This is a genomic window from Burkholderia sp. S171 (assembly GCF_009766085.1).
GTDB lineage: Bacteria > Pseudomonadota > Gammaproteobacteria > Burkholderiales > Burkholderiaceae > Caballeronia.
In genome coordinates, this window is record NZ_LMUF01000030.1 from 698,497 (window position 1) to 723,267 (window position 24,771).

Consider the following 24,771-nt stretch of genomic DNA (forward strand, 5'->3'; position numbering starts at 1 on the left):
ACTTAGGTCAACGAGTCGAAACCGTTCAGCAGCGCGAAGACGGCCGGTGGACTGTCACGACCGGCCAAGGGCTTGTTTTCGATACCGCCGCGATCATGCTGGCCGCCGGCAACGGTGCGTTCGTACCGCAACGCCTCGCACTCGCCGAAGCCGTACCGCTTGAAGACAGCCACGTCCACTACAGCGTGCGCAATCTCGCCAATTTCACCGATAAGACCGTAATAGTCGCGGGCGGCGGTGACTCCGCACTCGATTGGGCGCTGGCCTTGCGCCAGGTCGCGCGCCGAGTCGTACTGGTGCATCGGCGCAATGGGTTCAGCGCGGTGGCATCGAGTGTCGACGAGATGAGGCGCGCGGTCGATGCCGGAGAAATGGAGTTCATGGTCGGTTCTATCGCCGCGCTGTCCGCACCCGAAAACAAGCTGACCTCGATCGAAATCCGGCAGATTGGCGGCACCGTGCAGATCGATGCGGATCATCTGGTGGTGCTGTACGGTCTGGTCGCAGACCTTGGGCCGATTGCGAATTGGAGTTTGAAAATCACCGGCGGCCGCGTCGATGTGGATACGTCGAACTACGAAAGCTCGCGAGCGGGGATCTTCGCGGTGGGAGACATCGCGATCTATCCGAACAAGCAAAAGCTGATTCTTTCTGGCTTTCATGAAGCGTCGCTAGCGCTGAGGAAGGCCTACACGTACGCGTATCCTGACAAGAAACGGGTGCACGTCCATTCCAGCTACGACGCCGGTTTGGCCGAGCGTATTGCGACGGGTTCGGCGCATCAGGAGTGAGTTTTCCCGTTGCCTTGCAACGGGAAAACTTCGGCGCACATCATCTGCCGCAAGGTCTCTTTCTAAGAGACCGCCGCTTGCCCCGCAATCGCCGCGATCCTCTCCGCAAGTCCGGCGCGACAATCTCGAGTACCTGTTGCCTCAACTCCTCTTCCGATTGCCCCGCTCCGTCCAGGAGCAGCGCGGCCTCGCAGACCGTTGAACCGATCGTTCTTGCCGCAGGTACGGGTTTTCACGGTATTTGCCGCGTTCTCCTGTCCGACCGCTTGAGCGATCGGCTGGCATAGACTAGGGAGGCGTACGTTCACGTCTGCCAAGCAGCATCCTCAGCATCCTCTTAGGGAGCGTTGCATGATCACCCTCTTTTCATACCCGGAACTCTACGGTCTCGAAGACAACAATCCGTATGGTCTGAAGGTATTCGCATTCCTCAAGCTCAGTGCTTTGCCTTTCGAGCACCGGCATATCCTCGATACAAGATCCGCGCCTCGCGGACAGCTTCCCTACGTGACCGACGATACGGAATCGATTGGCGACAGCGACGCCATCATCGCTTATCTCAGGCGGAAGTACGGCCTCGATGTTGACGATACGATGACACCCATCCAGCATGACCTGAGCTTTCTGATCAGGCGGGCGCTTGACGATCTGTATTGGGTCATGTCGTATTCGCGCTGGAGTGATCCGCGTTTCTGGCCGATGTTCAAGGACGCGTTCCTGTCGGCTCATCCGGGGATTACAGCAGACAGCCTTGACGCGGCGAGGCAATACAACTTCGAGCGGTATCGATATCAAGGCATCGGCCGTTTTGAACCCGACGACGTCTATGCGCGAGGGATCGCTGATTTGCAGGTGATTTCGAACCTGCTGGGCGACAGTGAATTTCTGTTCGGCGCGAAGCCTACGAGTGTTGACGCCAGCGTTTATGGCTTCGTGGCGAATATCTTTTTCTACGATATCGACACGCCGCTCAAGCAGTTCGTTTTGACGCGGCCCGAGCTTGTGCGGCACTGCCGCGCGGTGCGTGCAGCGATAGCCCAATCTGCCTGATTACGTCGCGTACAAGAACGAATACCGAAGCAATTTGGCGGCACGCGCGTCGGGCGCGCTGGTCATCGCATCGTGTCCGGCTTCTATCTCGCACCACGCGATCCGCCGCGCCGGCGGCTGGCAGTTCGTTGCGGGGGCTTCTAAGCCGCGCCGCGTCCCTCTTGGGACCGCTGATTTCCTGGTCTCGTTGTCAAAGAGACAATAGCTGCAAACCCGCCGCCTTCACGTTGCACCAACTGAAGTTCACCGCCATGCAGCTTCGCGATTCTTTCGACGATAGCCAGACCCAACCCCGTCCCTCCCGGATGCGCGCCTGTCGATCGCCCCCGTTTGAACGGCGCTTTCAACTCATTTGGATCGTCACCATTCACGCCTTTGCCGCGATCGGCGACTTCCACGTACGCGGTGTGACTGACATCGTCGGTCCATGTCCGCGCCGATAGCCCCACGCGGCCGTACAGCACCGCGTTCTGCATCAGGTTCATCAGCACGCGCATGACGCTGATAGGACGGAACGGGAACGGCTGCAAGTCGCCGAGAGTGAGTTCGAACACGTGACCAAGGCCCGCGAAGTCGGCGGCAAGACTATTCACCAGCGCATTCAGGTCGCCGACCTCGGCCGCTTCGCGCGTGCCGCTACCGGCATAGTCCATGAACTGCTGGAGAATCGCGTCGATCTGATCGAGATAATGATCCGTCGATACCGCGAGTTCATCATGTTCTTCCGATGGTGTTGTCATCGCCACAGCCAGACGCAGCTTGGTCAACGGCGTGCGGATATCGTGGGAGATACCGGCGAGCATCAGCGAACGGGTCGCGTCAGCTTCCTGCAAAGCGTGGACCATCCGGTTGAATGCGACGCTGACTTGCGCGATCTCGGTTGGTCCATCTATGCGCAGCGGTTGCGGCGCTTCTCCTGAGCTCAGGCGATGCGCTGCGTTGGCGAGATCTCGCAACGGCCGGTTGATATGGCGCTGGATCAGGTACGCGGTGACGATGGCAAGCGCAGCGAGCGCAAGCGACAGCGCGATAGCGGAGAGCATGCCGTCGTTGTGCGCGGCTTCGGGAACGGGCAGGGCGATCCAGTAAGGCTCTTGACCGAGATGCGCGCGTATCCAAAGCCGTTGCTCGCCTTCTGTTTGCCATTGAACTTCCATGCCCGCGGGCAAATGCTCGCGTAAGGTATCGATGAAAACCGCGCGCTGATAAGTTCGATAGAAATTGCGCCATGTCACCGAAGGTTCGGAGGCGGCGCTGGCGGGGAATTGCCGGCTGGCTTCGAAGCGAACCGCAAGTCCGCTCCGTGCGTCAGGCGCGGAGGTCTTCAACAGGTCATCGAGTGTTTGCACGTAAATCGCGAAAGTCTCAGCGGCGCGTTCGATCCGCGGTCTCTGAACGAAATGCATTAGTACGCTTAACGAACTAATCTGACTGACAATGACCAGCGCCACGAGGAGCGCGATATTGCGTGCGAACAACGAGCGCGGCAATGTGATGTGGCCCGTGCGCCGGATCATGGTTCGACTTCCGCGACCAGCATGTAGCCCACGCCCCACACCGTCTTGACGAAGCGCGGTTTCGACGGATCGGCCTCCACGATCTGCCGCAGCCGCAGTACCTGCACATCGATACTGCGATCGAGCGCGTCGTGGTCGCGTCCGCGTGAGCGGGCGATCAGGTTGTCGCGGCTGACAGGCCGGTTAGGTGAGGCGCCCAGAGCATTCAATAGCAGCATCTGGGTCGAATGAATCTCGAACAACTCCCCCGACTTGTACAGGCGTTGTTTGCCGAGATCGAGGCAATAGTCGCCGAAACGCACGGTCTGCGATCTAAGCACAGGCTCGCCCGCCGCGATCTTCTGGCGTCTCAGCAGCGCGCGAACGCGTGCAACGAGTTCACGCGGCAGGAACGGTTTGGCGAGGTAGTCGTCGGCGCCGGTTTCGAGACCAATGACCTTGTCGACGGGATCGCCTTTGGCGGTGAGGATGAGAATGGGCAGCGTCTGTCCTTCGGCACGCAAGCGCCGGCAGACTGATAGCCCATCCTCCTGCTCCATCATCAGGTCGAGAATCAGCAAATCGAACGGCTCGCGCTGCAGATAGCGATCAAGCCGCTTGCTGTCGGCGACCACCCGGACTTCGAACCCGTGGCTGCTCAGGAAACGCTGCAGCATGTTGCGCAACTCGGCTTCATCGTCGAGAACAATGATCTTCGGCTGACTCTCCATTCATGCCTCCTTCGGTGCGTCGGACGGTCGGGCTTCATGACGTTCGGCAAGCCGCTGTAGCAGTGCTCGGGGCGGCAGGCTTTCAAACTGGTTTTGCGCATTCGCCTCCCGCTGTTTCAAGCAGTGGCCTACTGTCACGCAACGGGCGAGCGTCAGGATGGGCACCACGCTGGCCACAAGAAGAAGGCAAAGCGGACCTTAGTTTCCAAGACGATAATCCAGTACGCACAGAACAAAAAGCTTCCACCTGTTGCCGTGCTGCCGTCAGTGCGATGTCGCGCGCTGCTGCATGAATTGCTCGATCTGCGGCAGCGTGATGTAGCCGGTTTTTTGCGTGTCGATCTGATCGAAGTTCTGCGCGACCATCGGCATGCCTTGCGCTGCTTGCGCCTGAGTCAGCTTGCCATCGTGCGTGGTGTTGGCCGCAGCAAAGCGCGCCTGCAATTGCTGCATCGCGCGCTCCATGCGTTGCGGGCTGACCGTGGCTTGCGGCGCGGTTTGCGCCATGGCGCCCGTGCTGGCGAAGGAGGCGGCGATAGACAGGACGAGGATGGCTATCGTGTTTTTCATGGTGTTCTCCAGTGAATTCCGGTGAATGAAGGGTTTGTGTGCCATGGGTTGCGGCGTTTGCCTTTTACCTTTTGAAGCGGTCCCGATCAATGGCAGACCGAAGCTTATCGACCACCACTGGAAAATGAATGACAAACCGGCTACGAATCATGTCGCCGCATGTCATGCGTAGAACGGGTAACTAAGCATCTGCTCCCTACAAAAATGCTTGCCGCAGCGTCTAAACGCCGATGACCCGTGACATCGAATGAAATATGTTTTGACGTGGTTTTTAACGGCGGTTTGCGTATCTTTCGGTGGTCGGCGCTACGAGCGCTTCAACAGATTCGCAAGGCCCTGAAGCAATGCGATCCCCCGGCGGAGCGGCTTCCAAAGAAGACGAGACCGGCCGATCGAATCGAAGGGAATTCACATGAATATTCGTCTTATCAGTGCATCCGCCGCCACCGCGTTCGGCCTGATGCTCTCCACCGGCGCTGAAGCACGAACATTTGTGGTCTACGCCGGACCGTCGGTGGTGTATGTACCGCCACGACCTGTTTATTACACCGTTCCAGTTCAGCCCAGGTATGTCGCGGTGGTGCCCGCAACTCCTGTCGTTGAGGTCCCCGTGCCGGCACCGAGGCCAGTGGTCTATGTGCCGATGCACGGTGCCTACGCTGCCGTGCCAGCGGCGAACGTAAGGTACGTACAACCCGTCACGATGGTTCCTGTCGCCGGGATGCAATGAGCGGGTCGAAGCGTTTGGTTCGGCAGCCGTGATTGACGCGGCCGTAATTGATGTGCAACGAGGTGAAGAGTACGCTCGCCCGGGCCCGGTTGACGCACTATCGGAGCGCGTGGGACGTGCATCTGCGTCCGGCGATAGGTGCGGCATTTATTCCTCTGAAGGAGGTGATCCATGTGCGTTCATTCGATGTGTTCTCTGTCTCGGCGGCGCGTTCTGTTCGCTGGTGTGGCGTCCGCAGCCGTCGCTACATTTTCGTTGCACGATGCGCGTGCAGATCAACCTTCAACGGCACCCGGTCCTAACGCGATTGCACCCTCGGATGCACTCGCTCGCCTGCTGCAGGGCAACGAGCGATATGCTGCTAATACCCCTGCAAACAAGGACTATTCCGCGGGCCGGGCGGCACGCGTCACGGCGCAATTTCCCATTGCAGCTATTCTCGGCTGCGCGGATTCGAGGGTTTCGCCTGAATTGGCGTTCGATCAAGGCCCGGGCGATCTGTTCGTCGTACGGGTCGCTGGCAATTTCGTGAACGACGATGGCCTCGCCAGCCTGGAATACGGGGTGAAGTTCCTGGGGGTACCGTTGATCGTGGTGCTTGGACATACGCATTGCGGTGCGGTCTCGGCCGCGGTCAAGGTGATCCGTGAAGGGGCCGTCTTACCGGGACATTTGCCCGAACTGGTCAGGGCGATCAGGCCGGCCGTCAAGATCGCCAGGACGCATGGACACGGCGATCTGGTGGCGGATGCCACTATCGAAAATGTGCGGCTGAACGTCAATCGGCTGAGGGTATCGAAGCCGCTCATCGGAGAGTATGTGAGAGCAGGCAGGGTGCACGTGGTTGGAGCGATATACGATCTCGCGTCGGGGAAGGTCCGGGTGGTTGATTGAAGCGATCACCCGGGTTTGAGTCGATCAACAATGCATTCGAGTTCGTCCGGGCGTTGATCGACTCGCGGCCGGCAGGCGCGCTTGTAAAGACGGCTGCTTACCAATCCGTCGCGCGGTCGCGGCGAGCGGAGACAATGAACGACCGATGCCTCCGCTGCTCCCGCTAACAGCATGGGTTTAACTCACGTTGAAATGCACCCGCACGTCCTGATGACTCTCCACGGGATGTCCGCCTTGCATCGCGGGGAAAAATCGCCATTTGCTCAGCGTTTCAAGCAGTAACGCATTCAGGCGAGGGTTTTGCGTCGGCTTCGAAAGTTCTACTTCAATCGTTCCATCCGCGTGGATATCGAAGCGCGCGACGGCAATGGCCTGATAAGCATCCTCGCGAAGATCGTCGGGGAGAGAAGGCATGGGCTGGCTGATGACGCGTGCGGCGGACCCCGCTGACGGGGTCGCCGTATTGCTCGTCGATGCGGAAGATGACGACGTTGTCACAGCCGTAGTGGATGTCGCTGAGGGGCTTGCCTCCGGAGACAGTGACGGTGCAGGTTGGTCCGTTTTCGCAATCGCGGGCTCTGGGGACGCATGCTCGATTTCGTGCGGTTTCACTACTCGGGCCGGCGTTGGATCTCGTCGTGCGTGAGCTTGCCGAGTGACTGCTGCAGCGGGCGCCGGAGCGGCAACAGCACGCGCATTTGCCGCGGGCGTAGGCAACTCGACAAGACGCATTTCCATAGTCGTTTGCACCGGGACGGCGGTGCTCGGCAGAGGCCGCAAGAGCGGGTTCACAAATCGGGTCAGCAGCACGGCCCAAAGCACAAATGCAATCAGAAGGGCGACGCTGAATCTGATTCGTGCCGCATCCATCAAACCTGCCCGTCTCCCCATCCCGCTACTCACGATCGATTGCCATCAGGAAATGCGCCGCGCCCGCGCGGCGCGCAGCCAGCATGGCCTGAACGACGGTTCCGTGTGCCGCGGCGGCGTCCGCAGCAATGACCACGTTCCGGTCCGGTTTGAGAAGCCGCCTGACGCCGGCTTCCACCTGATCGAGACGCACGGGCTGACGATCCAGAAAGACCGCGTTCGCGCGATCGACCGCCAGTGTCAGTGGCTGATCCTCGGACATCTGCTGTGCCTGTCCCGACGGCAAATCGACCTTGACGGCGTCCAGCCGTTGCATAGCCAGCGACGCCAACATGAAGGTCGCGAGCAAGAAAAACATCACGTCGATCATCGGAATGATCTCGATGCGCCCACGCTTCGACGCCCGCGAGCGCCGGAACTTCATTGCGCGTCTCCGGCCACTGGTCCGGCGCTTTCGGCTTTGAGCCGAATCTCGCCGAGGCGTTCGTTGGCACGCACTTCGAGGTCATCGATCAGGCGTTCAAGGCGTCGCGAGAAATAATTGAACGCGAAAAGCGCGAACAACGCGACGACCAATCCGATGGCCGTGGCTATCAACGATTGCGCCACGCCACCCGTCACACCGCCAGGATTAACGAGGCGGTTGCCGCCGAATAGCTGGAACGAATGCATCATTCCGACAATGGTCCCCAGCAACCCGAGCAAGGGCGCAGCCGTCACAATAGTCTCCAGTACCCAGAAGCCGCGGCTCATATCCCGTTCGATACGCGTTGCGACCGATTGAGCCCGGGCTTCGACTAGCCATAACGGTGTTCCGGCTGGCGCTGTCACCGTTGCATCGAGGCGGCTGAACGCATGCTGCGCTGGCAGCGGACGGGTGCGCGCTCCAGGTTGACTTGCAAATCGCACGAACACATAAGCGCGATCAATGACGATAGCAATCGCCATCACGGCGAGCAGCGTGAGCGGGTACACCACCCAGCCGCCCACCTGTGCCGCGGCAGTAATACCTGCCCAATCCTGCATGATCAAAACCTTTTCGTTAAGTTATCCGATTGATTAAAAGTTCTTCGTGATGCCCGCGTACACGGCAATGTGCGGGCCGTACTGTGGCTCGCCCACGCCAATGCCCGATCCATCGCGCAACTCGTAGACGCGGTTGAACGCGTTGATGAGCAGCAGACGCGCGTCGAACTTGCCGATCAGCGGTTCGTTGAAGTTGAAGTGATGGATCACGCCCAGATTCACTTGCGTGTAGAAAGGCAGGTGGTCGGTGTTCGCGAAGCCGCTGCGCAACCCGCTGCCCACAATGCCGTCGAAGGTGAAGGTGGTCTTGCCCAATGCGTACGCGCCGCCGAACGAAGCGGTCACGCGCTGATCGTGATCGAGGTATACCCAGTGATTGCTGATGTAAGCAAGTTCGGCGGCGTCGAAATTAAACTGCGCTGAATCGATGTCCTTGCCCTGTGCTCGGCTGAACGCGACGTTCATGTAGGCCGAAACATTGCCCTGTTTATAGTTGCTGGTAAATTCGAGCCCGTAGACACGGCCGTATTGATAGTTGAACGGCGTGAAAATCAACGCGGTGCCGAACTGGCCCTCGTCGAGCAGGTTCGTCGATTTCTTGTAGTACGCGTCGACGCCTACCGTAATAGTGGAGCTCAACCGCTGCGTGATGCCGAGATCGAAATAATGGCTGCGTTCCGGCTGCACCGGATCGTTCTGGCTCGATGTCTGGGCGGTGGTGCCCACGACGCGCGCGATATCTTCGCCCGATACAAGCTCGAACGCAGGCGGCGTGAAGTAACGGGAATAACCGGCGTGAACCGTGGTTGAAGGCGTTAATGCGTAGACGAGACCCACACGCGGACTGAGCTGACTTGCGCTGACGTACTCGTCCATCTTGTCGTAGCGCAGACCGTAGTTGATCGTGAGTTTATCGGTCAGTTTCCACTCGTCCTGAACGTACGCGCTATAGAGATACCCCGTCTTGCTGCTCGAGTCAGGCACGTTGAAGGGCTGATCGGAGAGCTGGTTTCCATCTGCATCGGCGGGGAAGACGCTCAGGTCGTTGTTGAAGATCGCATGTTCCTGCTGGAACGAAATGCCCGCGCGAAGCGTGTGTTTTTCGTTGAGCCGGAAGGTCGTATCCGCTTGCACACCGTTGGCGCTGTCGCTGTGGAAATCGTTTGCTGCCACGCCATTGAACAGCAGGTCGCCCACCGGATCAGGATTGAATTGCGTGCGCGAGTAGCGTGTAAAAAGCGCGACCTGATAGTCCAGCGCGCCGCCGTTGGTCCCTTGCAGCGCGACGACCGCGAACTGGTTGAGTTCGGATTGTGTCTCGTTGAGGGTGCTTGAATCGAACGTGGTGTTGCCGTTCAACGTGAAGGCGGTTGGCAAGCCGGGTGTATTCGGAATCTGAAACTGGTTGCTGGTCGTACCGAACATCAGGCTCACGCGCGTGAGCGGATTGATGATGTAGGACATGAGGCCGAACGCATCGCCTTGACGGGTGTGATCGTGAATCGGGCTGGCGCTCGACGTCGGATTTTCGATGCCGAGATTGTTCTCGCCCAGCGAGCCGCTGAAATAGTAGCTAAACGGTCCCTGACTGCCGAAGACATCGGCGCTGGTCTTGATGGTCTGGTGACTGCCGCCGAATACATCGATGGAACCGCCATTACCCTGGTCGCCGTTCTTCGTATGAATATCGACGATACCCGCTGTACGGTCGCCGTATTGAGCGGGCAATGCGCCGGTCAGCAGGTTGAGCTGATCGATAATGCGCGTGTCCAGCGACTGGCCGAATCCGCTGATCGGCTCCGGAATGATGATGCCGTTGATACGGTATTGCAGGTTCGCGTGATCCCCGCGCACGTGCAACTGGCCGTACGAGTCGCTCGCCACGCCGGGCGCTTGCAGCAACACCTGGTTAAGCGGCGTGTCCTGGCCGGCGGGGAGGGTATCGATATCCGCCTGGCTGAAGCGATACACGCTGCTGCCCGTTTCAGGTAGCAGGCCGTTGCGCGCACGGTTTAGCCGTTTCGCATTGACCTGCACATCGATCGCGTCGCTTTTGCTCAGTGCCACTGTCACAGATGCATCCACGCCCTCGCTCGCCGTCGCGATGCTGCTGCCGCTTGCGTAGCCCGGCGCTGCCACAACGACCGCGTAGGTTCCCGGCGCAACATGATGGACAGAGAAGTGTCCGGTTGCGTCTGTGCTCGTGGCACCCACGGACGCACCGCTGGCGTCTTGCAGGGCGACGCTGGCATTGGCGACGGGCTTGCCGGAACTATCGCTGACAGAGCCTGAAACGGCGCCGTCCGAACCTGCAGCATAAGCGTGCCCAGCGGCCATCTGTGCAAACAGCAATAAGGCCGCGTGGGCGATGAGCGTACGATTTTTCATCGATTATTTTTCTGGATGGATGTGTTGGATGTGCGCTGCCCGGCGACGTTGTACGGTCCCCGAGGATTGATCTTGATTTATAAATAACGTAGTCCTAATCGATACCAGGCGGGCGCCGCGTGCAGGCATATCAAGCCGCACGGCCAAGGTGCGGACCGCGGAACGCCAGATGGATAAAAAGTTCTACAAATTACGAATGCAATGTTATAACATTCGTAATCAATTGTGCGAGAACTTTTTGGACGGAAAGAATGGACAAGCTGCCGGTAACTGTTTTGTCGGGCTTCTTGGGCGCAGGAAAGACCACGTTGCTCAACCACATCCTGAACAATCGAGAGGGCAGGCGCGTCGCGGTGATCGTCAACGACATGAGCGAGGTCAATATCGACGCCGCGCTGGTTCGTGACGGCGGCGCAGAACTGGCGCGCACCGACGAAAAGCTGGTCGAGATGAGCAACGGCTGCATTTGCTGCACGCTGCGGGAAGACCTTTTACTCGAGGTGAACCGGCTTGCAAAGGAAGGGCGCTTTGACTATCTCGTGATTGAATCGACCGGGGTTTCGGAGCCGTTGCCGGTGGCTGAAACCTTTACGTTCGCCGACGAGCATGGCCAAAGCCTGTCCGATGTCGCGCGTCTGGACACCATGGTGACGGTGGTGGATGCTTTCAATTTTCTCAAGGATTACAGTTCCGCGGACAGCCTGCACACGCGGGGCGAATCGATGGGCGACGAAGATACGCGTACGGTCGTCGACCTGCTGGTCGAGCAGGTCGAGTTCTGCGATGTGATCGTTTTGAACAAGGTGGATCTTGTCGGCGACACGGATCGCAGGCGCCTGATGACAATCCTGAAGGGGCTGAATCCGCGGGCCAGGATCGAGATCGCGGAATTCGGCAAGCTCAGGCTGGACAAGGTGCTCAATACCCGTCTGTTCGACTTCGACGAGGCGTCCAAAGCGCCCGGCTGGCTCAAGGAATTGCGTGGTGAGCACACGCCCGAGACCGAGGAATACGGCATCACGCATTTCGTCTATCGCGCGCGCCGGCCGTTTCATCCCGAGCGTTTCTGGCAACTGATCACGAGCAACTGGCCGGGCGTGGTGCGCTCCAAAGGATTCTTCTGGCTCGCCAGCCGGCCGACCTATGTAGGGTCCTGGTCGCAGGCGGGCGGCGTATGCCGGCACGGCGGAATGGGGTTGTGGTGGGCAGCCGTACCGAAAGCCTACTGGCCGGAAGATGCTGAATCGCTGAAATCAATTGATAACGATTGGGATCCTCAGGTCGGAGATGCACGGCAAGAGTTGGTGCTGATCGGCATTGATATGGACGAGACGGCCTTACGCGCGCGCCTGGATGCGTGCCTGCTCAACGACGTGGAAATGGCGCAAGGTCCGCAAGCTTGGGAGCGATTCGCGGACCCTTTCCCTGTGTGGGATAACGACGCTCAGAACGCGGAATAAACCGTGGCTTGGTTCGTTACAGTATTAAATCGTTAGCTGCCGCACGAGGACAGTTCTGCCACTTGCAGCACTTCCCCCGTCGCTCCGCGCTCGACGAACGCCACCACGCCGTCGTGGCCATCGGCCGATGCGTAGTCGCCGGTGATCAACGCGTGACCGTCGACTATGCGGACCGGCCCGATCCAGCGACGCACCACGCGGTCGTGATGCAGCGTGACGCCGCTGTTTTCGCCGCCCTTCACCGCACTGACGAGCTGGTTTTCATACACGGCGGCGTACGCGACCGCGTCGTCGGGAAGGTTCTTGCGAGCGGTGAATGCGGCATCGAATGCGACGTGGCCGGGCGCGGAAGGGTGGCCGTCAATGTGGATATCGGCGAGTGGGGTTTCGCTATTCAACTGCTGAATGCGGGACTCGAAGCTCGCGTCGCTCGACCAGCTGCGCAACTCGCGGCCACCTACAAAAACCTCCGGCGTGTACACCACATGCCCACCGCCCGTGTAGGTCAGTTGCTGCTGTCGCGTGGTGAACGCGGCTTGCGCAAAGCGATCCTTCCATGCCCAGCTATCCCAGTAGTCCACATGCATCGCCAGCGGAATGATGGTGCTGGTCTTGCGGGCATGATCGAGTTCGCTCAACCAGTTATCGGCAGGTGGGCAACTGTTGCAGCCCTCGCTTGTATAGAGTTCGACGAGCGCGGCGCGATGCTCGGGGCTCGATGCGCTGCATGCATTCGCGGAGGCGGCGCTGGCAGTGGCGGCGGAGAAGGAAACGAGCAGCGCGGCAAGGGACAGGATCGATGAAGCACGCATAACGGACTCCGAAAGTAAAAAGAAGGATGCTGTTGACCGGGAAGCGGCCTGGCATGACCGCGGTCACGGTGCGTCATCGACAGGTGTCGAGCATCTATATCAGTCCGCGGTTCAAGTCAGGCTGGCGAATGCCCGATTAAGAAGTCGCGTAGCCTGATAGTTATTTCGGCGATCCATAAAAACCGGTTACAGCTAGAGTGAAATTGCCGTGGGGCCTCCGCATACGCGTATGGAACGCCTATAACACTGCGGCTTAGCAATTTTCTCGGCTAAGCCAAACCCCAAGCGTGCGGAGCCAGCGCACGGAAGATGCAAACGAAGTTGGCTCATACGTGTAACCGCATCGAAGGGTCAACCGAACTACCGACATCACCCCTGCTGCCAGCCGTCCCGCGCGTCATGACTTAGCTTGCGCACGCGCGCGGCCTCTGGCAGGCTAAGCCAGCGGAAGCCACCATGCCCTAGGCTCCGCCGCACAGCCGCAGTTCCCGACAGCACCAGGAGAACGCCATGACCCCGGACATCGCTGTACCTATTGAAGCCGGGCAGTTGCTGCCGTTCCGCGAGTCAGTGCTGGCGATGCTCGGCGTATCGTTCGTCGCGATGCTGGTCGCACTCGACCAGACGATTGTCGGGACAGCGCTGCCGCGTATCGTGGCTGATCTCAAGGGCTTCGACCTGTACGCGTGGGTGGCGACGTCCTACATGCTGACATCGGTTATCACGATTCCGATCTTCGGCCGCTTGGGCGACTTGTTTGGCCGCAAGCCGTTTTTAATGGCGGCGATCATTCTATTTACCATCGCGTCGGTCATGTGCGGCATGGCGGCCAATATGCTCTTCCTCGTGATCGCGCGAGGCCTGCAAGGGATCGGCGGGGGTATCCTGGTGGGCACGATGTTCGCCACTGTCGCTGATCTTTTTCCCGACCCAAAGCTTCGCCTGCGCTGGCTGGTCTTCGTCAGTTCGGCGTTTGCATTGTCAAATATCGTTGGCCCCACATTAGGGGGCGTGCTGACCCAGTACGGCGGATGGCGGCTCGTATTTTTCGTCAATCTGCCGGTGGGCATCGTCTCGTTGTTGTTCGTGCGCGCTTTCCTGCCGCATCTCCGGCGGCCGCGTTCAGCCGTGCCAGTGAAACTGGATTGGGTCGGGGCGCTGGTCCTGGCGTCGACATTTGGCGTGCTGCAACTGCTGATCGAATGGGTTCCGAATGACGGCATCACGCCCACGACCTGCGTGCTGGCATTACTCACCGTAGCAGGCGCGGTGTTGCTGCTGTTTTGGGAAAAACGCATGACTTACCCGATCGTTCCCGTCGACATGCTGCTGGACCGGAAGTTGGCGGCGCTGTTCGCGATGTCGGTACTCGGTGGTTTCTCGCTCTTCTCGCTGGTCTTCTACGTGCCCTTGCTGTTTCAAGGCGGCTTTGCGATGTCGCCGCATGACTCGGGCATGCTGATTACGCCGCTGCTGCTGGGTACGACCGTGGGGAGCGTGGTGAATAACCGGATCGTTACGCGCATCAAGCAAGCGAACGGTGTGATGTATATCGGCTTTGCGCTCTTCGCGTGCGCCGCGCTGTGTCTTGTCGCGATCACGGGGACCGTGCCTCATCTTGTGTGGATGGCGTGCATGGGATTCAGTGGCGTCGGACTCGGTTTGGTCGTGTCGAACCTCACGCTCTTTTCGCAGCAACTTGTTGCTCGCGACCATCTTGGTGCCGCGACGGCGCTGCTTCAATCGCTGCGGATGTTTGGCGGCATGCTGGGCACGGCGATGACGGGTGCGTTACTCGGTCGCCTCTATACGAGTGGCGTGCATCGTTCGCTGGATACGTATCAGGCAACGCAATGGTTCAAGTCGTTCGCGAGTCCGGAGTTGCTGATCGATCACGCGGAACAGGCGGCGCTGATCGGTCGCCTGATCATGGCGGGTCATGCCGGAGACGCGATGATGCAGTCAGCGCGCGGTGCGTTGATTGAATCGATACACGTAGGGCTCGGGCTGGCGGCCGCTGCGGCTATAGCGGGGCTTTGTCTTGCGTGGTTCGTGCCGCCGGTGCGGGTTGATCGGCTGGATACCGGGACGCGTAGCCGTTGAAACCGTGGCTTGAATTCATTGCAAGGCCCTTGTTTCACGGCTTACCACCGAAGCAACCTGGGCCCGATCAAACCGCCGAGGACCGTGGGTACCGCCATCCCCAGTACATACCAAACGCCCCAGAACGGAACGGTCATCTCCACGCAATAGAGCGTATAAACAAGCACCGCTTGCGCAGCGCTTAGCAGGCCGGCTGCCGCGCCCGCGATCACCGGCCGAGTAGGCGCCAGCCCTTTCATAGCCCAGAACACAGCGATAAACGTGGGCGCTGACAAGATCACGATATTCATCGTGCAGACTTGCCAGGTCTTCCCAAGCACAAGCTGAAGCCGCAGCGTAGGCGGAGCGGCAACAATCACAACCAGCGCTGTCAGCCAGATTAGTACCAGTGGAATGGCGACCGTGGCCCAGGCAATTTTTGTGTCGGCGCCGGGACGTGACAGCCGCATCGCGACGAACAACGACGTGCCTACGACCGCGAGCGGGAATGCAACCTTCAACCAGAATAGAGGCGTGGTCAGCATTTGCGGCATGTCGCCGCGCACGCCGTAGATGGCGACGACCATGCACGTAGCGCCGGTTAATCCGAAGAATACGGCTGTCGTGAAGCGTCGCGCGATGACATGCGGATGGGTCGGGACGATGCCTGTTGCAAGCATCGATACGAACTCGCTGGTTTTCATGACCACTCCGCTGATAAGAAACGACAGCGCTGCCATGTGTTAAGCAGCGTCATGCACTAGCGCATGATTTCTATTCGTTTCGAGGAGTGGCCGGGTTACGCTTGGGCGCTAATTTATACGCTCAGCGTGATGACCTACCAGCGCAGGAACCGCGGGCCAAGCAATGCGCCGATCAGCGTGGCGAGCGACATGCCGAGCAGGTACCAGACAGCCCAGAACGCGACGCTCATCTCGGGGCAATGGAAGCAATAAGCCATCGTCGCAAGGGTCCCGGCGAGCATGCCACCGGCTCCGCCAGCGAGCCTTAACCGGGTTGGCGCGAGTCCGCGGATTGCCCAGAACACAGCGACAAACGCCGGCACCGACAACAGCAGGATATTGAACGGACAAGTCCCCCACGTGTAGCCCATGACAAGCGGCAAACGTGCGTCGGGGGAGGCGAGACATAAGACCGCCACGGCCGCGCTCCACACCACGAGCACCGGCACCGCAGGCATTGCCCAGAACTTGCCGATGGTCGTCCCGGGCCGCGACAGCCTCACTACAAGGAACAATGCGGTTGCCGCGAGCGTTGTCGGGAACGCGAATTTGGCCCAGAAGATCGGCGTGCGCGACACGACGGCAATGTCCGGCCGAACGCCAAACATCACGGCCATCAGCACGAGCGCGCCAAGGCCGCCCAACACAATTGCACGCCCGAAGCGGCGCGCGGACACGCGTGGGTCGACCGGCGTAACGCCAGTCGATAAAAGCGTAATCAGGTCCTCGGTTTTCATGCGGTGCCTCGAATCTTTGCTGCCAGTGCTTTCAACCCACGGTGAATGCCCACTTTGACGGCCGACTCCGACATCCCCGTAAGAGCCGCGGTTTCGGTCACGGAGAGCCCTTGTAGCTTCACGTGAACGATCGGCAGCCGATGACGGTCCGGTAATTGTTCAAGCAGCTTGCCGACATCGCGTTTGGCATCGGCGGGTTCTTCGTCCGAGGTCGCGAAGATCTCCAGCGCGTCGTCCAGCGGATCATTCAATGCTTCACGCCGCGATCTTGCGCGGAAAAAATCCATCAGCTTATAACGTGCGATCCCATGCACCCAGGCAGTCAACGGCTCGTCCGGGCGATAGGTGTGGCGGCTGTTGTGCACGGCCAGCAGGATTTCCTGCACGACATCCTCGATGTCGTCCTGCAGGTAATAAATGCGCTTTCTCAGGAAGCCGCGCAGATGTCCCGTCAAGTCGTCGAGGAACGTCCGATAGGCGACGGCGTCGCCATTCAGGCCGCGGATGAACAAGGCCCTCAACCGTTCTTCGACGCCAGGCACAGAACCACTTTGTATTATTCGCTTCATCGCGGAATCGGGTTACAGCGCGCTTCAAATAAATTGCGACGGGCTTGCCGACGGAGGTCGACGCTCCCGGCGCCGGGGATAGACGGTCATGCTGCTGCAGGTATTTCGTGACGCGACAACGCGGGTCCTGCTGTGCGCGAGGCTCGTCGCCCAAGGTTCTGACGCCGAAGATTACCGCGATTTTAATGCCGGGACCGGTTTTAGACGCCCTGCAGGATACTGCTTCAAGGCCGCTACAAGCGACAGGTTCGGCATGCAATCGCGGCGCATCCATGCCGCAGTATTGGCGGCAGACGACGAAGCGAGCGGATTGTGCCGGATCGGCTTGCTTCTGTCGATCGCGCGCCGAGGGCAAGAACTTCGGTCCCGGGCGGCCCTTGCTTAGCGCGTGGCTTCGGGATAATTCGATGGGAACAACGCGCGCCGCGTCTCTTCGTCCACCTCGCGCTTGAACGTCAGGTCGTGGCCCACCGCCCGTGCCCGTGCGACGGCGGGGCGCGCACTGATGGCGTCGAAGAAACGGGTCAGATTCGGGAATGCGGCGAGCGGCGCGTCGGTGGCCAGTACCCGCGACGCGCGCTCCAGCCATCCCCATGCGGACATATCGACGATCGAATATTCATCTCCCACGATGTAATCGCGCCCCGACAAGTGCTCGTCAAGCACGCTATAGTGCCGCTCGATTTCCCGCCGATACCGGTTGATCGCGTAGGGAATCTTCTCGGGCGCGGCGTGCTGGAAGTGCACCGCCTGGCCGGAGAAGGGGCCGAGTCCCGAGCTGATAAAGAACAGCCATGAGAGCATTTCGGGCCGGTCCGAGGGCTCACCCGCGAAGCGCTGCGTCTTGTCGGCGAGGTATAGCAGGATGGCGCTGGAATCGAACACCCTTGCTTCGGTCCCGCCGGGACCTTCGGTATCGATGATGGCGGGTACCTTGCCGTTCGGATTGATGGCTCTGAATGCCGGCAGATGCTGCTCGCCCTTGCTGGTATCGACGGGAAATACTTCGTACTCGAGTCCCGCCTCTTCGAGAAAGAGCGCGACCTTGGCCGGATTCGGTGTTGGGTGAAAGTAGAAACGGATCATGTTGTCCTTGGGTATTGAGGTGGGGCGCTTGCGGCGGATGGCAGAGTTCCGCCAGGCGTCATGCGTCTTGGGCAGAAAGTCTAGGCCGTTATGGACAGGGCGGAAGAACGGTGGCTATCCGGACACGCCGATGCGCTGCCTTGAAATACATCTGTAAGACTCGCGACGACGCTTTCTTTACTGCATGAGGCGCATTGTCATTTATGTTTTAGATCGATCGATTTAGAATATCGTATCGAAAACGGAATGGCAATATCGCCTCGTTCAAGGGAGTAACGGACTGCATGCCACGGCCAAGAGAGTTTGACGAAGCCGCGGTGCTCGACGCCGCGGTCCTGTGTTTCTGGAACCGTGGCTACGAAGCCACCTCGGTTCGCGAGCTGGCAGACAGCATGGGCATCACGGGCGCGAGCCTCTACAACGCGTTTGGTGACAAACACTCGCTCTATGGAAAGGCGCTGGCTCACTACGTGTCGCGAAGCGTGGACGACCGTGTCGAGCGTTTCGAAGGGACGGCGTCGCCGCTTCAATCGATCAAGGCGTTCTTCGATGAGATCGTCCACCGATCGCTCACTGACAAAGACCGCAAGGGCTGCATGCTGGTGAATTCGGCGCTGGAAATGGCCCCGCATGATCCAGAGTTCCAGCGGGTCGTGGCGGGCGTGCTGGTCAAACTTGAAGCCTATTTCGGCCGATGCGTGGCCGCAGGTCAGCAAACGGGCGAGATCTCGTCCGCGCAGCCTGCTGAAGACTTCGCGCGGCTCTTGCTGGCGGTCTTGCTCGGCATTCGGGTGCTGGCACGTGCGCGGCCGGAACCCGCGTTGTTGGAAGGACTGTTGCGACCGGTACTCGCCTCGCTCGATGGCCGGACTTTTGCCGGATAACGGAGCGGCCGCCCTGGCATAGCGCTTCATCATCTCGCTGACCTTTCACAAGGGTCACTTATTCGCCGCGCCTGAGCTTGAGCCCGAGCCTGATGGTCTGCAGTAAAAAAATATTTCGCTGTAACCCGCCAGTCCTTTCCGACGAACTACCTCACATACGCGCATTGCATGACCGCTTTCGCGCCCTTAAAAAATTTCGTTGGTCGATGTAACCCGCCGGGCGATTCAAACGAATTACCTAGCAACTAACGACCTGCTTCTGAAAGTTTGAAAGCTGCACGCAGACGACGAGACCGCAGTCGGGCAAAGCGGGTCACACAACATGTATTTGGCGGCAGTTTTTGTTCGCCGCCCACGGAAGCACGTCATGGAGGCCCAGATGAACGCAACACATGAAGCGAGCCGCGTCAGCATTCCCTTGCGGACCATTCAGCCTGTCTGGGTACGAATCACGCATTGGCTCAACGCACTCGCGGCGATCCTGATGATGCTGTCGGGATGGCGGATTTACGACGCATCACCGGTATTCAAGGGTTTTATGATTCCGCCGGGCATCACGTTAGGCGGGTGGCTTGGCGGCGCGCTGCAATGGCATTTCGCGGCCATGTGGCTGCTGTTCTTCAACGGCCTCTTCTATCTCGCGATGAACATCGTCACGGGGCGCATCAAGAGCAAGTTTTTTCCGCTCTCGCCACCTGCAATTCTGCATGACCTTGGTGAGGCGCTCAAGGGACATTTGTCGCACGCCGACCCGAGCAAGTACAACGCAGTGCAGAAATTCGCTTACCTGTTCGTGATGCTCGATATCGCCGTGCTTATCTTGTCCGGTCTTGCAATCTGGAAGTCGGTGCAGTTTCCGCTGCTGCGTGAACTGATGGGCGGTTATGACTTTGCGCGTGTGGTGCATTTCTCGGCTATGTCGTTGCTGGCGGCGTTCATTGTCGTGCATCTGGTGATGGTTTCACTGGTGCCGCGCTCGCTGCTTACGATGCTTCGCGGTCGCTAAGTGAGTCGCTAAGTGAGCCACTCATTCAGCCATGCGTACCTGCCCGGCTAAAAGATAACTTAAGGATTCGAGGAATCTCGATCATGAAACCCGTGAAGCCAAACCGCGTGAGCGTAGACCGCGAGTCGCTGATTATCGACGTTCGCCGTGAACTGGACATGCCGTCCCGCCGTCTCTTCGGCAAGCGCATTGTGACGCTTGGCGGCCTCGCGATGCTGGCCGGTTGCAGTATCTCAGACGACAAATCTGTTGAGACCTTCCTTAGCCGTGTCTCTCGCCTGAACGATACCGTGCAAGGCTGGCTCTTCGATCCGAACCGTCTCGCGCCGACTTACACGGAAGCGCAGATCACGCGGCCGTTTCCATTCAACGCGTTCTACGGCATCGACGACGCTCCCGTTGTGGATGGTTCCGACTTTCGCCTGAAAGTAAGCGGGTTGGTACAGAACACGAAAACGTGGACCTTGCCTGAGCTTTACGCGTTGCCCAAAGCCGAGCAGATCACGCGACATATCTGCGTGGAAGGGTGGAGTGCGATCGGGCGCTGGGGCGGTACACCGTTTTCGGAGTTCCTGAAACGAGTGGGAGCGGATACATCGGCGAAATACGTGGGTTTCAAGTGCGCGGACGATTACTACGAAAGCATCGACATGCCGACCGCCTTGCATTCGCAGACGCTGCTGACGTTCACCTTCGACGGACAGCAATTGCCGACAAAATATGGCTATCCCATGAAACTAAGGATGCCTACGAAATTGGGCTATAAAAATCCGAAACACATCATGGAGATTTTCGTCACGAATAAATTCCCTGGCGGCTATTGGGTTGATCAGGGCTACAACTGGTTCGGAGGTTCCTGACGTCACGAAAGACGAAGACATATCGCGGCGTCAGGTACTTCGATTCACCCCGGCACGACCGGATACTTAAACTCAAGCAAGAGGTTGATATGAAACTGTTCATCACTGCAGCACTCGCAGCAACGTTGGCCCTGAGCGGCTCCATGGCATTCGCCCAGGCAAGCGACGCAATGGCCCACGATTCGATGTCGAAGGACACGATGTCCAAGGATGCCATGTCGAAAGATTCGATGAAGAAAGATTCGATGTCCAAGGACGCGATGAAGAAGGACGACAAGATGAAAAAGACCGACGCAATGGGCCATCCGGCTTCGGGCGCGATGGCGCAGTAATTTTCGCAGTAGTTCGCACAGTAGTTCGCACAAGCATCGGAAGCGGTTCTGCGGGTGTGGTTGGACCGCTTTCGATTGCCGTTTCACCTTCCGTTGATGCTCCCTGCATCGGCGCGATCATTGGCCCACCGTCTTCACGGCCTGCCGCCATTTCCGTCCCGCTTTCTTCCGAACCCAACCCTTGGATTTTTGGCGGGTTTTAATCGAGGGTCGGGTAACCCCCCCGGTTTAAAGGACATGCGCGAACGGGGCATTTATCCGCCGAGTGCGGTAAGTCCGCCACATTCACCCCCAAACCAGTCATTTTGATAAACAATAACGGCACCGCACGAAATCGTGAGCCTTGAACCCAACGCCGCCGATGCCCGATCACCGTCTGCTGATAATCACTCCTGAAACGCACCGCGTCGCGATCGACCTGATCTACGCAACCGATCGCAACCTGACAGGCAAGCCGATTTACAAAGCGGCACATTGCTTGCTCCTAACCCCGGCCGAAGCCGCCCTGAGAAAAGCTGTCGAGCTCGCGGGCAACATCGGCATGAGGCTGAAAATCTTTGACGCTTACCGTCCGCCGCAAGCCCAGCAGGTGCTCTGGGACTTCCTTCCCGACCCGACCTATATAGCAGACCTTGCGCGCGGCTCGAACCATAGCCGCGGCACCGCGATCGACCTGACACTGGTCGACGCTCAAGGCCAGGACCTCGATATGGGCACCGGTTTCGACGAGATGTCGATCGCTTCCGAACACTTCCATCCGGGTTTGCCGGAGCATGTGCAGCGCAACCGCACGTTGTTGCTTGGCGTGATGCATGGCGCCGGCTTCACGCATATTCCTAGCGAGTGGTGGCATTACGAATTGCCGGACTCGCGTGCACTGGACCTGATCGACAATGCCGACAGCGGCCCCTTGCGCTTAATGTAGCCGCACGAAACGCGCAGAACATCTCATCAACATCCCTCACGGAGCGAGTATGAAACGGGTATTGTGCAACGCGTTGGCAGCTATCGCGGCGGCGTCCACTTTGATGCTGGCCGGCACGCGCATCGCCGAAGCGGCCACGCCGAAGGACATGCTGGTCATGGCCACGTTACTCGACGAGTTCACCACGCTCGACCCGGGCGAGATCTACGAACTGGTGCCGCAGGAATACGTCGCCAATACCTATGACCGCCTGATCCGCGTCGATCTGAAAGATCCCGCTCACTTCAACGGCGACGTTGCGCAGTCATGGACGGTCAGCCCGGACGGTCTCACGTTCACCTTCAAGATTCGCCCAGGTCTCAAGTTCCACTCGGGGAACCCGCTGACCGCCGACGACGTCGCGTGGTCGATCCAGCGCACCGCGTTACTCGACAAAGGCGCGGCTGCCGTGCTGGCGGGCATCGGGCTGACGAAGGAAAACGCGCTGCAGAACGTGAAGAAGATCGACGACAACACCGTATCGATCACCACCGACCAGAAGTACGCGCCCACGTTCGTGTTGAACGTGCTGGGCTCGTGGCCGGCTTCCGTGCTCGACAGAAAGCTTCTCGAATCCCACGCCAAGGGCAACGATTTCGGCAACGAGTGGCTGAAGACGAACGAAGCGGGATCGGGTGCATACAAGCTGGTGAAGTGGACCGCCAACGACAGCATCGTGCTGCAACGTTTCGATGGTTATCGCATGCCGCTCGCGATGAAACGGATCGTGATGCGGCATGTGCCGGAAGCATCGAGCCAGCGGCTGATGATCGAGAACGGCGATATCGATATCGCACGTGACCTGAGTTCCGACGACCTCACCACGCTCACGAAGAAGGGCACGATTCGCGTGACGTCCGTGCCGCAAGCAACGCTGATGTACCTTGGCCTGAACAACAAGAACCCGAACCTTGCGAAGCCCGATGTGCAGGAAGCCATGAAATGGCTGATCGACTACAACGGCATTCAGCAGAACATCGTGCGGACCACGTACAAGGTGCACGAGACCTTCCTGCCGGAAGGTTTCCTCGGGGCGCTCAACATCAATCCGTACCATCAGGACGTAGCGAAGGCGAAAGCGCTGCTGGCGAAAGCGGGCGTGCCAAACGGCTTCACGGTAAAGATGGATGTGCGCAACGACTCGCCGTATGGCGAGATCGCGCAGGCGGTACAGGCTAACCTCGCCCAAGGCGGGATCAAGGTCGAACTGATTTCAAGCGATAACAAACAGACCCTCGGCAAGTATCGCGCGCGTCAGCATGACATTTATATTGGCGAGTGGTCGGCGGACTACATCGATCCGCATAGCAACGCGCAGGGCTTCGCGTGGAATCCCGACAACTCCGATAAATCGGCCTTCAAGATGCTCGCGTGGCGCAATGCGTGGGACATTCCGCAGTTGACCAAGGAGACTCAGGAAGCGCTGGAGGAATCGTCAACGGCGAAACGCGCGCAACGCTATGAAGCGATGCAGAAAGAGTTTCTTGCCAACTCGCCGTTCGTGATCATGTTTCAAAAGGTCTCGCAGGTCGCGGCGCGGCCGGGCGTGACGGGGTTGGAAGTCGGGCCGATCTTCGACCTCGTGTCGTACCGCGACGTGAAGAAACAGTAAGCGTGGCTGCGCAACTCACCGCGTTCCAGCGCCTGCAACGAGTGCTCACGCGCCACGCCGGCGTGCGTCGGACATGGCTGTTCGTGCGCTGGCTATTGATGCTCGCCGTCACGTTTATCGGATTGCTTGGGGTGACGTTTTTCATCGGACGAAAGATCCCGATTGATCCGTTGCTGGCGATGCTCGGCGAACGCGCATCGGTGCAGGCGTATGCAGCGGCGCGCGTGGCGCTCGGGCTCGACAAGCCCTTGATCGTCCAATTCCTGATCTACGTTCGCGACGTGCTGCACGGCGACCTGGGCATGTCGCTGCTGACGTCGAATCCGGTAATCGACGACATCAAGCGCGTATTCCCCGCCACGCTTGAACTCGCCACGCTGTCTACGTTCATGGGCATAGTGATTGGCGTGCCGCTGGGCGTGGCGGCCGCTGTGCGACATAACCGCTGGATCGATCACGTCGCGCGTTTCATCGGTCTGGCGGGCAGCTCGCTGCCGGTGTTCTGGCTCGCGCTGATGGGCTTGCTGCTGTTCTACGCCAAATTGCATTGGGTATCCGGACCGGGCCGTATCGACCCGCTGTACGACGGTCTGGTCGATACCCGCACGGGCAGCCTCCTGGTTGATTCCATCCTGGCCGGCGAGTGGGACGTGTTCAAGAATGCGCTCTCGCATATCGTGCTGCCCGCGGCTATTCTCGCGTTCTATTCCATCGCTTATTTAAGCCGCATGACGCGATCGTTCATGCTCGAGCAGTTGAGTCAGGAATATATCGTGACCGCGCGAGCGATGGGTTTGAGCGAACGCCGCGTGATCTGGCGTCACGCATTCGGCAACATCGCCGTACCGCTGCTGACGGTAATCGCGCTTGCTTATAGCTATCTGCTGGAAGGTTCCGTGCTGACGGAGATCGTGTTTGCGTGGCCGGGCATAGGCTCCTATCTCACCGGTGCGTTGCTCAACGCCGACATGAACGCGGTGCTGGGCAGCACGCTCGTGATCGGCGCCACGTTCATCACGCTCAACCTGCTGACCGACGCGCTGTATCGCGTGTTCGATCCACGCGCCCGATGATTGCC

At 59.3% G+C, this 24,771-nt stretch carries 25 protein-coding genes; 13 read left to right on the top strand and 12 right to left on the bottom strand.

The features are described 5' to 3' along the window. The coding region (locus tag GSQ93_RS16975; RefSeq protein WP_158936791.1) for an NAD(P)/FAD-dependent oxidoreductase at positions 1–791 on the top strand (791 nt) is incomplete at its 5' end. A gap of 351 nt (positions 792–1,142) precedes the next feature. After that, a complete protein-coding gene (locus GSQ93_RS16980; protein ID WP_158936792.1) occupies positions 1,143–1,841 on the top strand; it encodes a glutathione S-transferase C-terminal domain-containing protein in 699 nt (232 codons plus the stop codon). 140 nt (positions 1,842–1,981) lie between these two features. Here the strand turns inward: GSQ93_RS16980 and GSQ93_RS16985 are convergent, their stop codons facing one another. From GSQ93_RS16985 to GSQ93_RS16995, 3 genes are all read right to left on the bottom strand, one after another. Further along, on the bottom strand, positions 1,982–3,358 hold the full coding sequence (locus GSQ93_RS16985; protein WP_158936793.1) for an ATP-binding protein: 1,377 nt from the start codon (positions 3,356–3,358) through the stop codon (positions 1,982–1,984). Then, entirely contained in the window at positions 3,355–4,068 is a 714-nt protein-coding gene (locus tag GSQ93_RS16990) for a response regulator (protein ID WP_158936794.1), read from the bottom strand. The genes GSQ93_RS16985 and GSQ93_RS16990 overlap by 4 nt, the downstream gene beginning before the upstream one ends. 264 nt (positions 4,069–4,332) lie before the next feature. Continuing rightward, the gene (locus tag GSQ93_RS16995; protein WP_158936795.1) at positions 4,333–4,638 is read right to left on the bottom strand and encodes an EF-hand domain-containing protein; all 306 of its coding nucleotides are present in this window, start codon (positions 4,636–4,638) and stop codon (positions 4,333–4,335) included. Between the two features lie 412 nt (positions 4,639–5,050). Here GSQ93_RS16995 and GSQ93_RS17000 point away from each other — a divergent pair, with 412 nt between their 5' ends. Together GSQ93_RS17000 and GSQ93_RS17005 are read left to right on the top strand one after the other, a co-directional pair. Then, positions 5,051–5,368: a hypothetical protein gene (locus GSQ93_RS17000; RefSeq protein ID WP_158936796.1), complete on the top strand. Its 318-nt coding sequence runs from the start codon at positions 5,051–5,053 to the stop codon at positions 5,366–5,368. 171 nt (positions 5,369–5,539) lie between these two features. Continuing rightward, positions 5,540–6,262: a carbonic anhydrase gene (locus GSQ93_RS17005; protein WP_158936797.1), complete on the top strand. Its 723-nt coding sequence runs from the start codon at positions 5,540–5,542 to the stop codon at positions 6,260–6,262. Between the two features lie 177 nt (positions 6,263–6,439). Here the strand turns inward: GSQ93_RS17005 and GSQ93_RS38115 are convergent, their stop codons facing one another. The 4 genes from GSQ93_RS38115 to GSQ93_RS17025 form a co-directional block, all read right to left on the bottom strand. Further along, a complete protein-coding gene (locus GSQ93_RS38115; RefSeq protein WP_254073898.1) occupies positions 6,440–6,676 on the bottom strand; it encodes an energy transducer TonB in 237 nt (78 codons plus the stop codon). A gap of 481 nt (positions 6,677–7,157) precedes the next feature. Continuing rightward, positions 7,158–7,556, bottom strand: a complete 399-nt coding sequence (locus GSQ93_RS17015) for a biopolymer transporter ExbD (RefSeq protein ID WP_158936799.1) — start codon at positions 7,554–7,556, stop codon at positions 7,158–7,160. Next, a complete protein-coding gene (locus tag GSQ93_RS17020; protein ID WP_158936800.1) occupies positions 7,553–8,158 on the bottom strand; it encodes a MotA/TolQ/ExbB proton channel family protein in 606 nt (201 codons plus the stop codon). The genes GSQ93_RS17015 and GSQ93_RS17020 overlap by 4 nt, the downstream gene beginning before the upstream one ends. A gap of 33 nt (positions 8,159–8,191) precedes the next feature. Then, positions 8,192–10,546 carry a TonB-dependent receptor gene (locus GSQ93_RS17025; RefSeq protein WP_158936801.1) on the bottom strand — a complete coding sequence of 785 codons (2,355 nt, stop codon included), beginning with the start codon at positions 10,544–10,546 and terminating at the stop codon, positions 8,192–8,194. Between the two features lie 251 nt (positions 10,547–10,797). Between GSQ93_RS17025 and zigA the strand changes: the two genes are divergently transcribed. Continuing rightward, the gene (gene zigA / locus GSQ93_RS17030) at positions 10,798–12,006 is read left to right on the top strand and encodes a zinc metallochaperone GTPase ZigA (protein WP_158936802.1); all 1,209 of its coding nucleotides are present in this window, start codon (positions 10,798–10,800) and stop codon (positions 12,004–12,006) included. A 32-nt stretch (positions 12,007–12,038) separates the two neighbouring features. On the opposite strand, the gene GSQ93_RS17035 is transcribed toward zigA, so the two are convergent. After that, positions 12,039–12,818 (bottom strand): DUF1223 domain-containing protein, encoded by a 780-nt coding sequence (locus GSQ93_RS17035; protein WP_158936803.1) that lies wholly within the window; start codon positions 12,816–12,818, stop codon positions 12,039–12,041. Between the two features lie 510 nt (positions 12,819–13,328). On the opposite strand from GSQ93_RS17035, the gene GSQ93_RS17040 reads away from it, so the two are divergent. Beyond that, complete coding sequence (locus GSQ93_RS17040; RefSeq protein WP_158936804.1) at positions 13,329–14,921, top strand: MFS transporter; 1,593 nt, start codon at positions 13,329–13,331, stop codon at positions 14,919–14,921. Positions 14,922–14,962: 41 nt separating this feature from the next. On the opposite strand, the gene GSQ93_RS17045 is transcribed toward GSQ93_RS17040, so the two are convergent. The 4 genes from GSQ93_RS17045 to GSQ93_RS17060 form a co-directional block, all read right to left on the bottom strand. After that, positions 14,963–15,604 carry a DUF1109 domain-containing protein gene (locus GSQ93_RS17045; RefSeq protein ID WP_158936805.1) on the bottom strand — a complete coding sequence of 214 codons (642 nt, stop codon included), beginning with the start codon at positions 15,602–15,604 and terminating at the stop codon, positions 14,963–14,965. A 134-nt stretch (positions 15,605–15,738) separates the two neighbouring features. Next, entirely contained in the window at positions 15,739–16,380 is a 642-nt protein-coding gene (locus tag GSQ93_RS17050) for a DUF1109 domain-containing protein (RefSeq protein WP_158936806.1), read from the bottom strand. Continuing rightward, complete coding sequence (locus tag GSQ93_RS17055) at positions 16,377–16,949, bottom strand: sigma-70 family RNA polymerase sigma factor (RefSeq protein WP_031364072.1); 573 nt, start codon at positions 16,947–16,949, stop codon at positions 16,377–16,379. The genes GSQ93_RS17050 and GSQ93_RS17055 overlap by 4 nt, the downstream gene beginning before the upstream one ends. 381 nt (positions 16,950–17,330) lie before the next feature. Then, a complete protein-coding gene (locus tag GSQ93_RS17060; RefSeq protein ID WP_158936807.1) occupies positions 17,331–18,035 on the bottom strand; it encodes a glutathione S-transferase family protein in 705 nt (234 codons plus the stop codon). Positions 18,036–18,319: 284 nt separating this feature from the next. Between GSQ93_RS17060 and GSQ93_RS17065 the strand changes: the two genes are divergently transcribed. The 7 genes from GSQ93_RS17065 to GSQ93_RS17095 all read left to right on the top strand — a co-directional run bounded on the left by GSQ93_RS17065 (position 18,320) and on the right by GSQ93_RS17095 (position 24,766). Then, on the top strand, positions 18,320–18,919 hold the full coding sequence (locus GSQ93_RS17065; protein ID WP_158936808.1) for a TetR/AcrR family transcriptional regulator: 600 nt from the start codon (positions 18,320–18,322) through the stop codon (positions 18,917–18,919). 379 nt (positions 18,920–19,298) lie between these two features. Continuing rightward, a complete protein-coding gene (locus tag GSQ93_RS17070) occupies positions 19,299–19,925 on the top strand; it encodes a cytochrome b/b6 domain-containing protein (RefSeq protein WP_254073899.1) in 627 nt (208 codons plus the stop codon). A gap of 83 nt (positions 19,926–20,008) precedes the next feature. Then, the gene (locus GSQ93_RS17075; RefSeq protein ID WP_158936810.1) at positions 20,009–20,785 is read left to right on the top strand and encodes a molybdopterin-dependent oxidoreductase; all 777 of its coding nucleotides are present in this window, start codon (positions 20,009–20,011) and stop codon (positions 20,783–20,785) included. Between the two features lie 89 nt (positions 20,786–20,874). Next, positions 20,875–21,117 (top strand): pentapeptide MXKDX repeat protein, encoded by a 243-nt coding sequence (locus GSQ93_RS17080; protein WP_158936811.1) that lies wholly within the window; start codon positions 20,875–20,877, stop codon positions 21,115–21,117. Positions 21,118–21,478: 361 nt separating this feature from the next. Next, positions 21,479–22,042 carry a D-alanyl-D-alanine dipeptidase gene (gene ddpX / locus GSQ93_RS17085; RefSeq protein WP_158936866.1) on the top strand — a complete coding sequence of 188 codons (564 nt, stop codon included), beginning with the start codon at positions 21,479–21,481 and terminating at the stop codon, positions 22,040–22,042. A 49-nt stretch (positions 22,043–22,091) separates the two neighbouring features. Continuing rightward, positions 22,092–23,693 (top strand): ABC transporter substrate-binding protein, encoded by a 1,602-nt coding sequence (locus GSQ93_RS17090; RefSeq protein ID WP_158936812.1) that lies wholly within the window; start codon positions 22,092–22,094, stop codon positions 23,691–23,693. Between the two features lie 32 nt (positions 23,694–23,725). Then, entirely contained in the window at positions 23,726–24,766 is a 1,041-nt protein-coding gene (locus GSQ93_RS17095) for an ABC transporter permease (protein ID WP_254073912.1), read from the top strand. Positions 24,767–24,771: the final 5 nt, after the last annotated feature.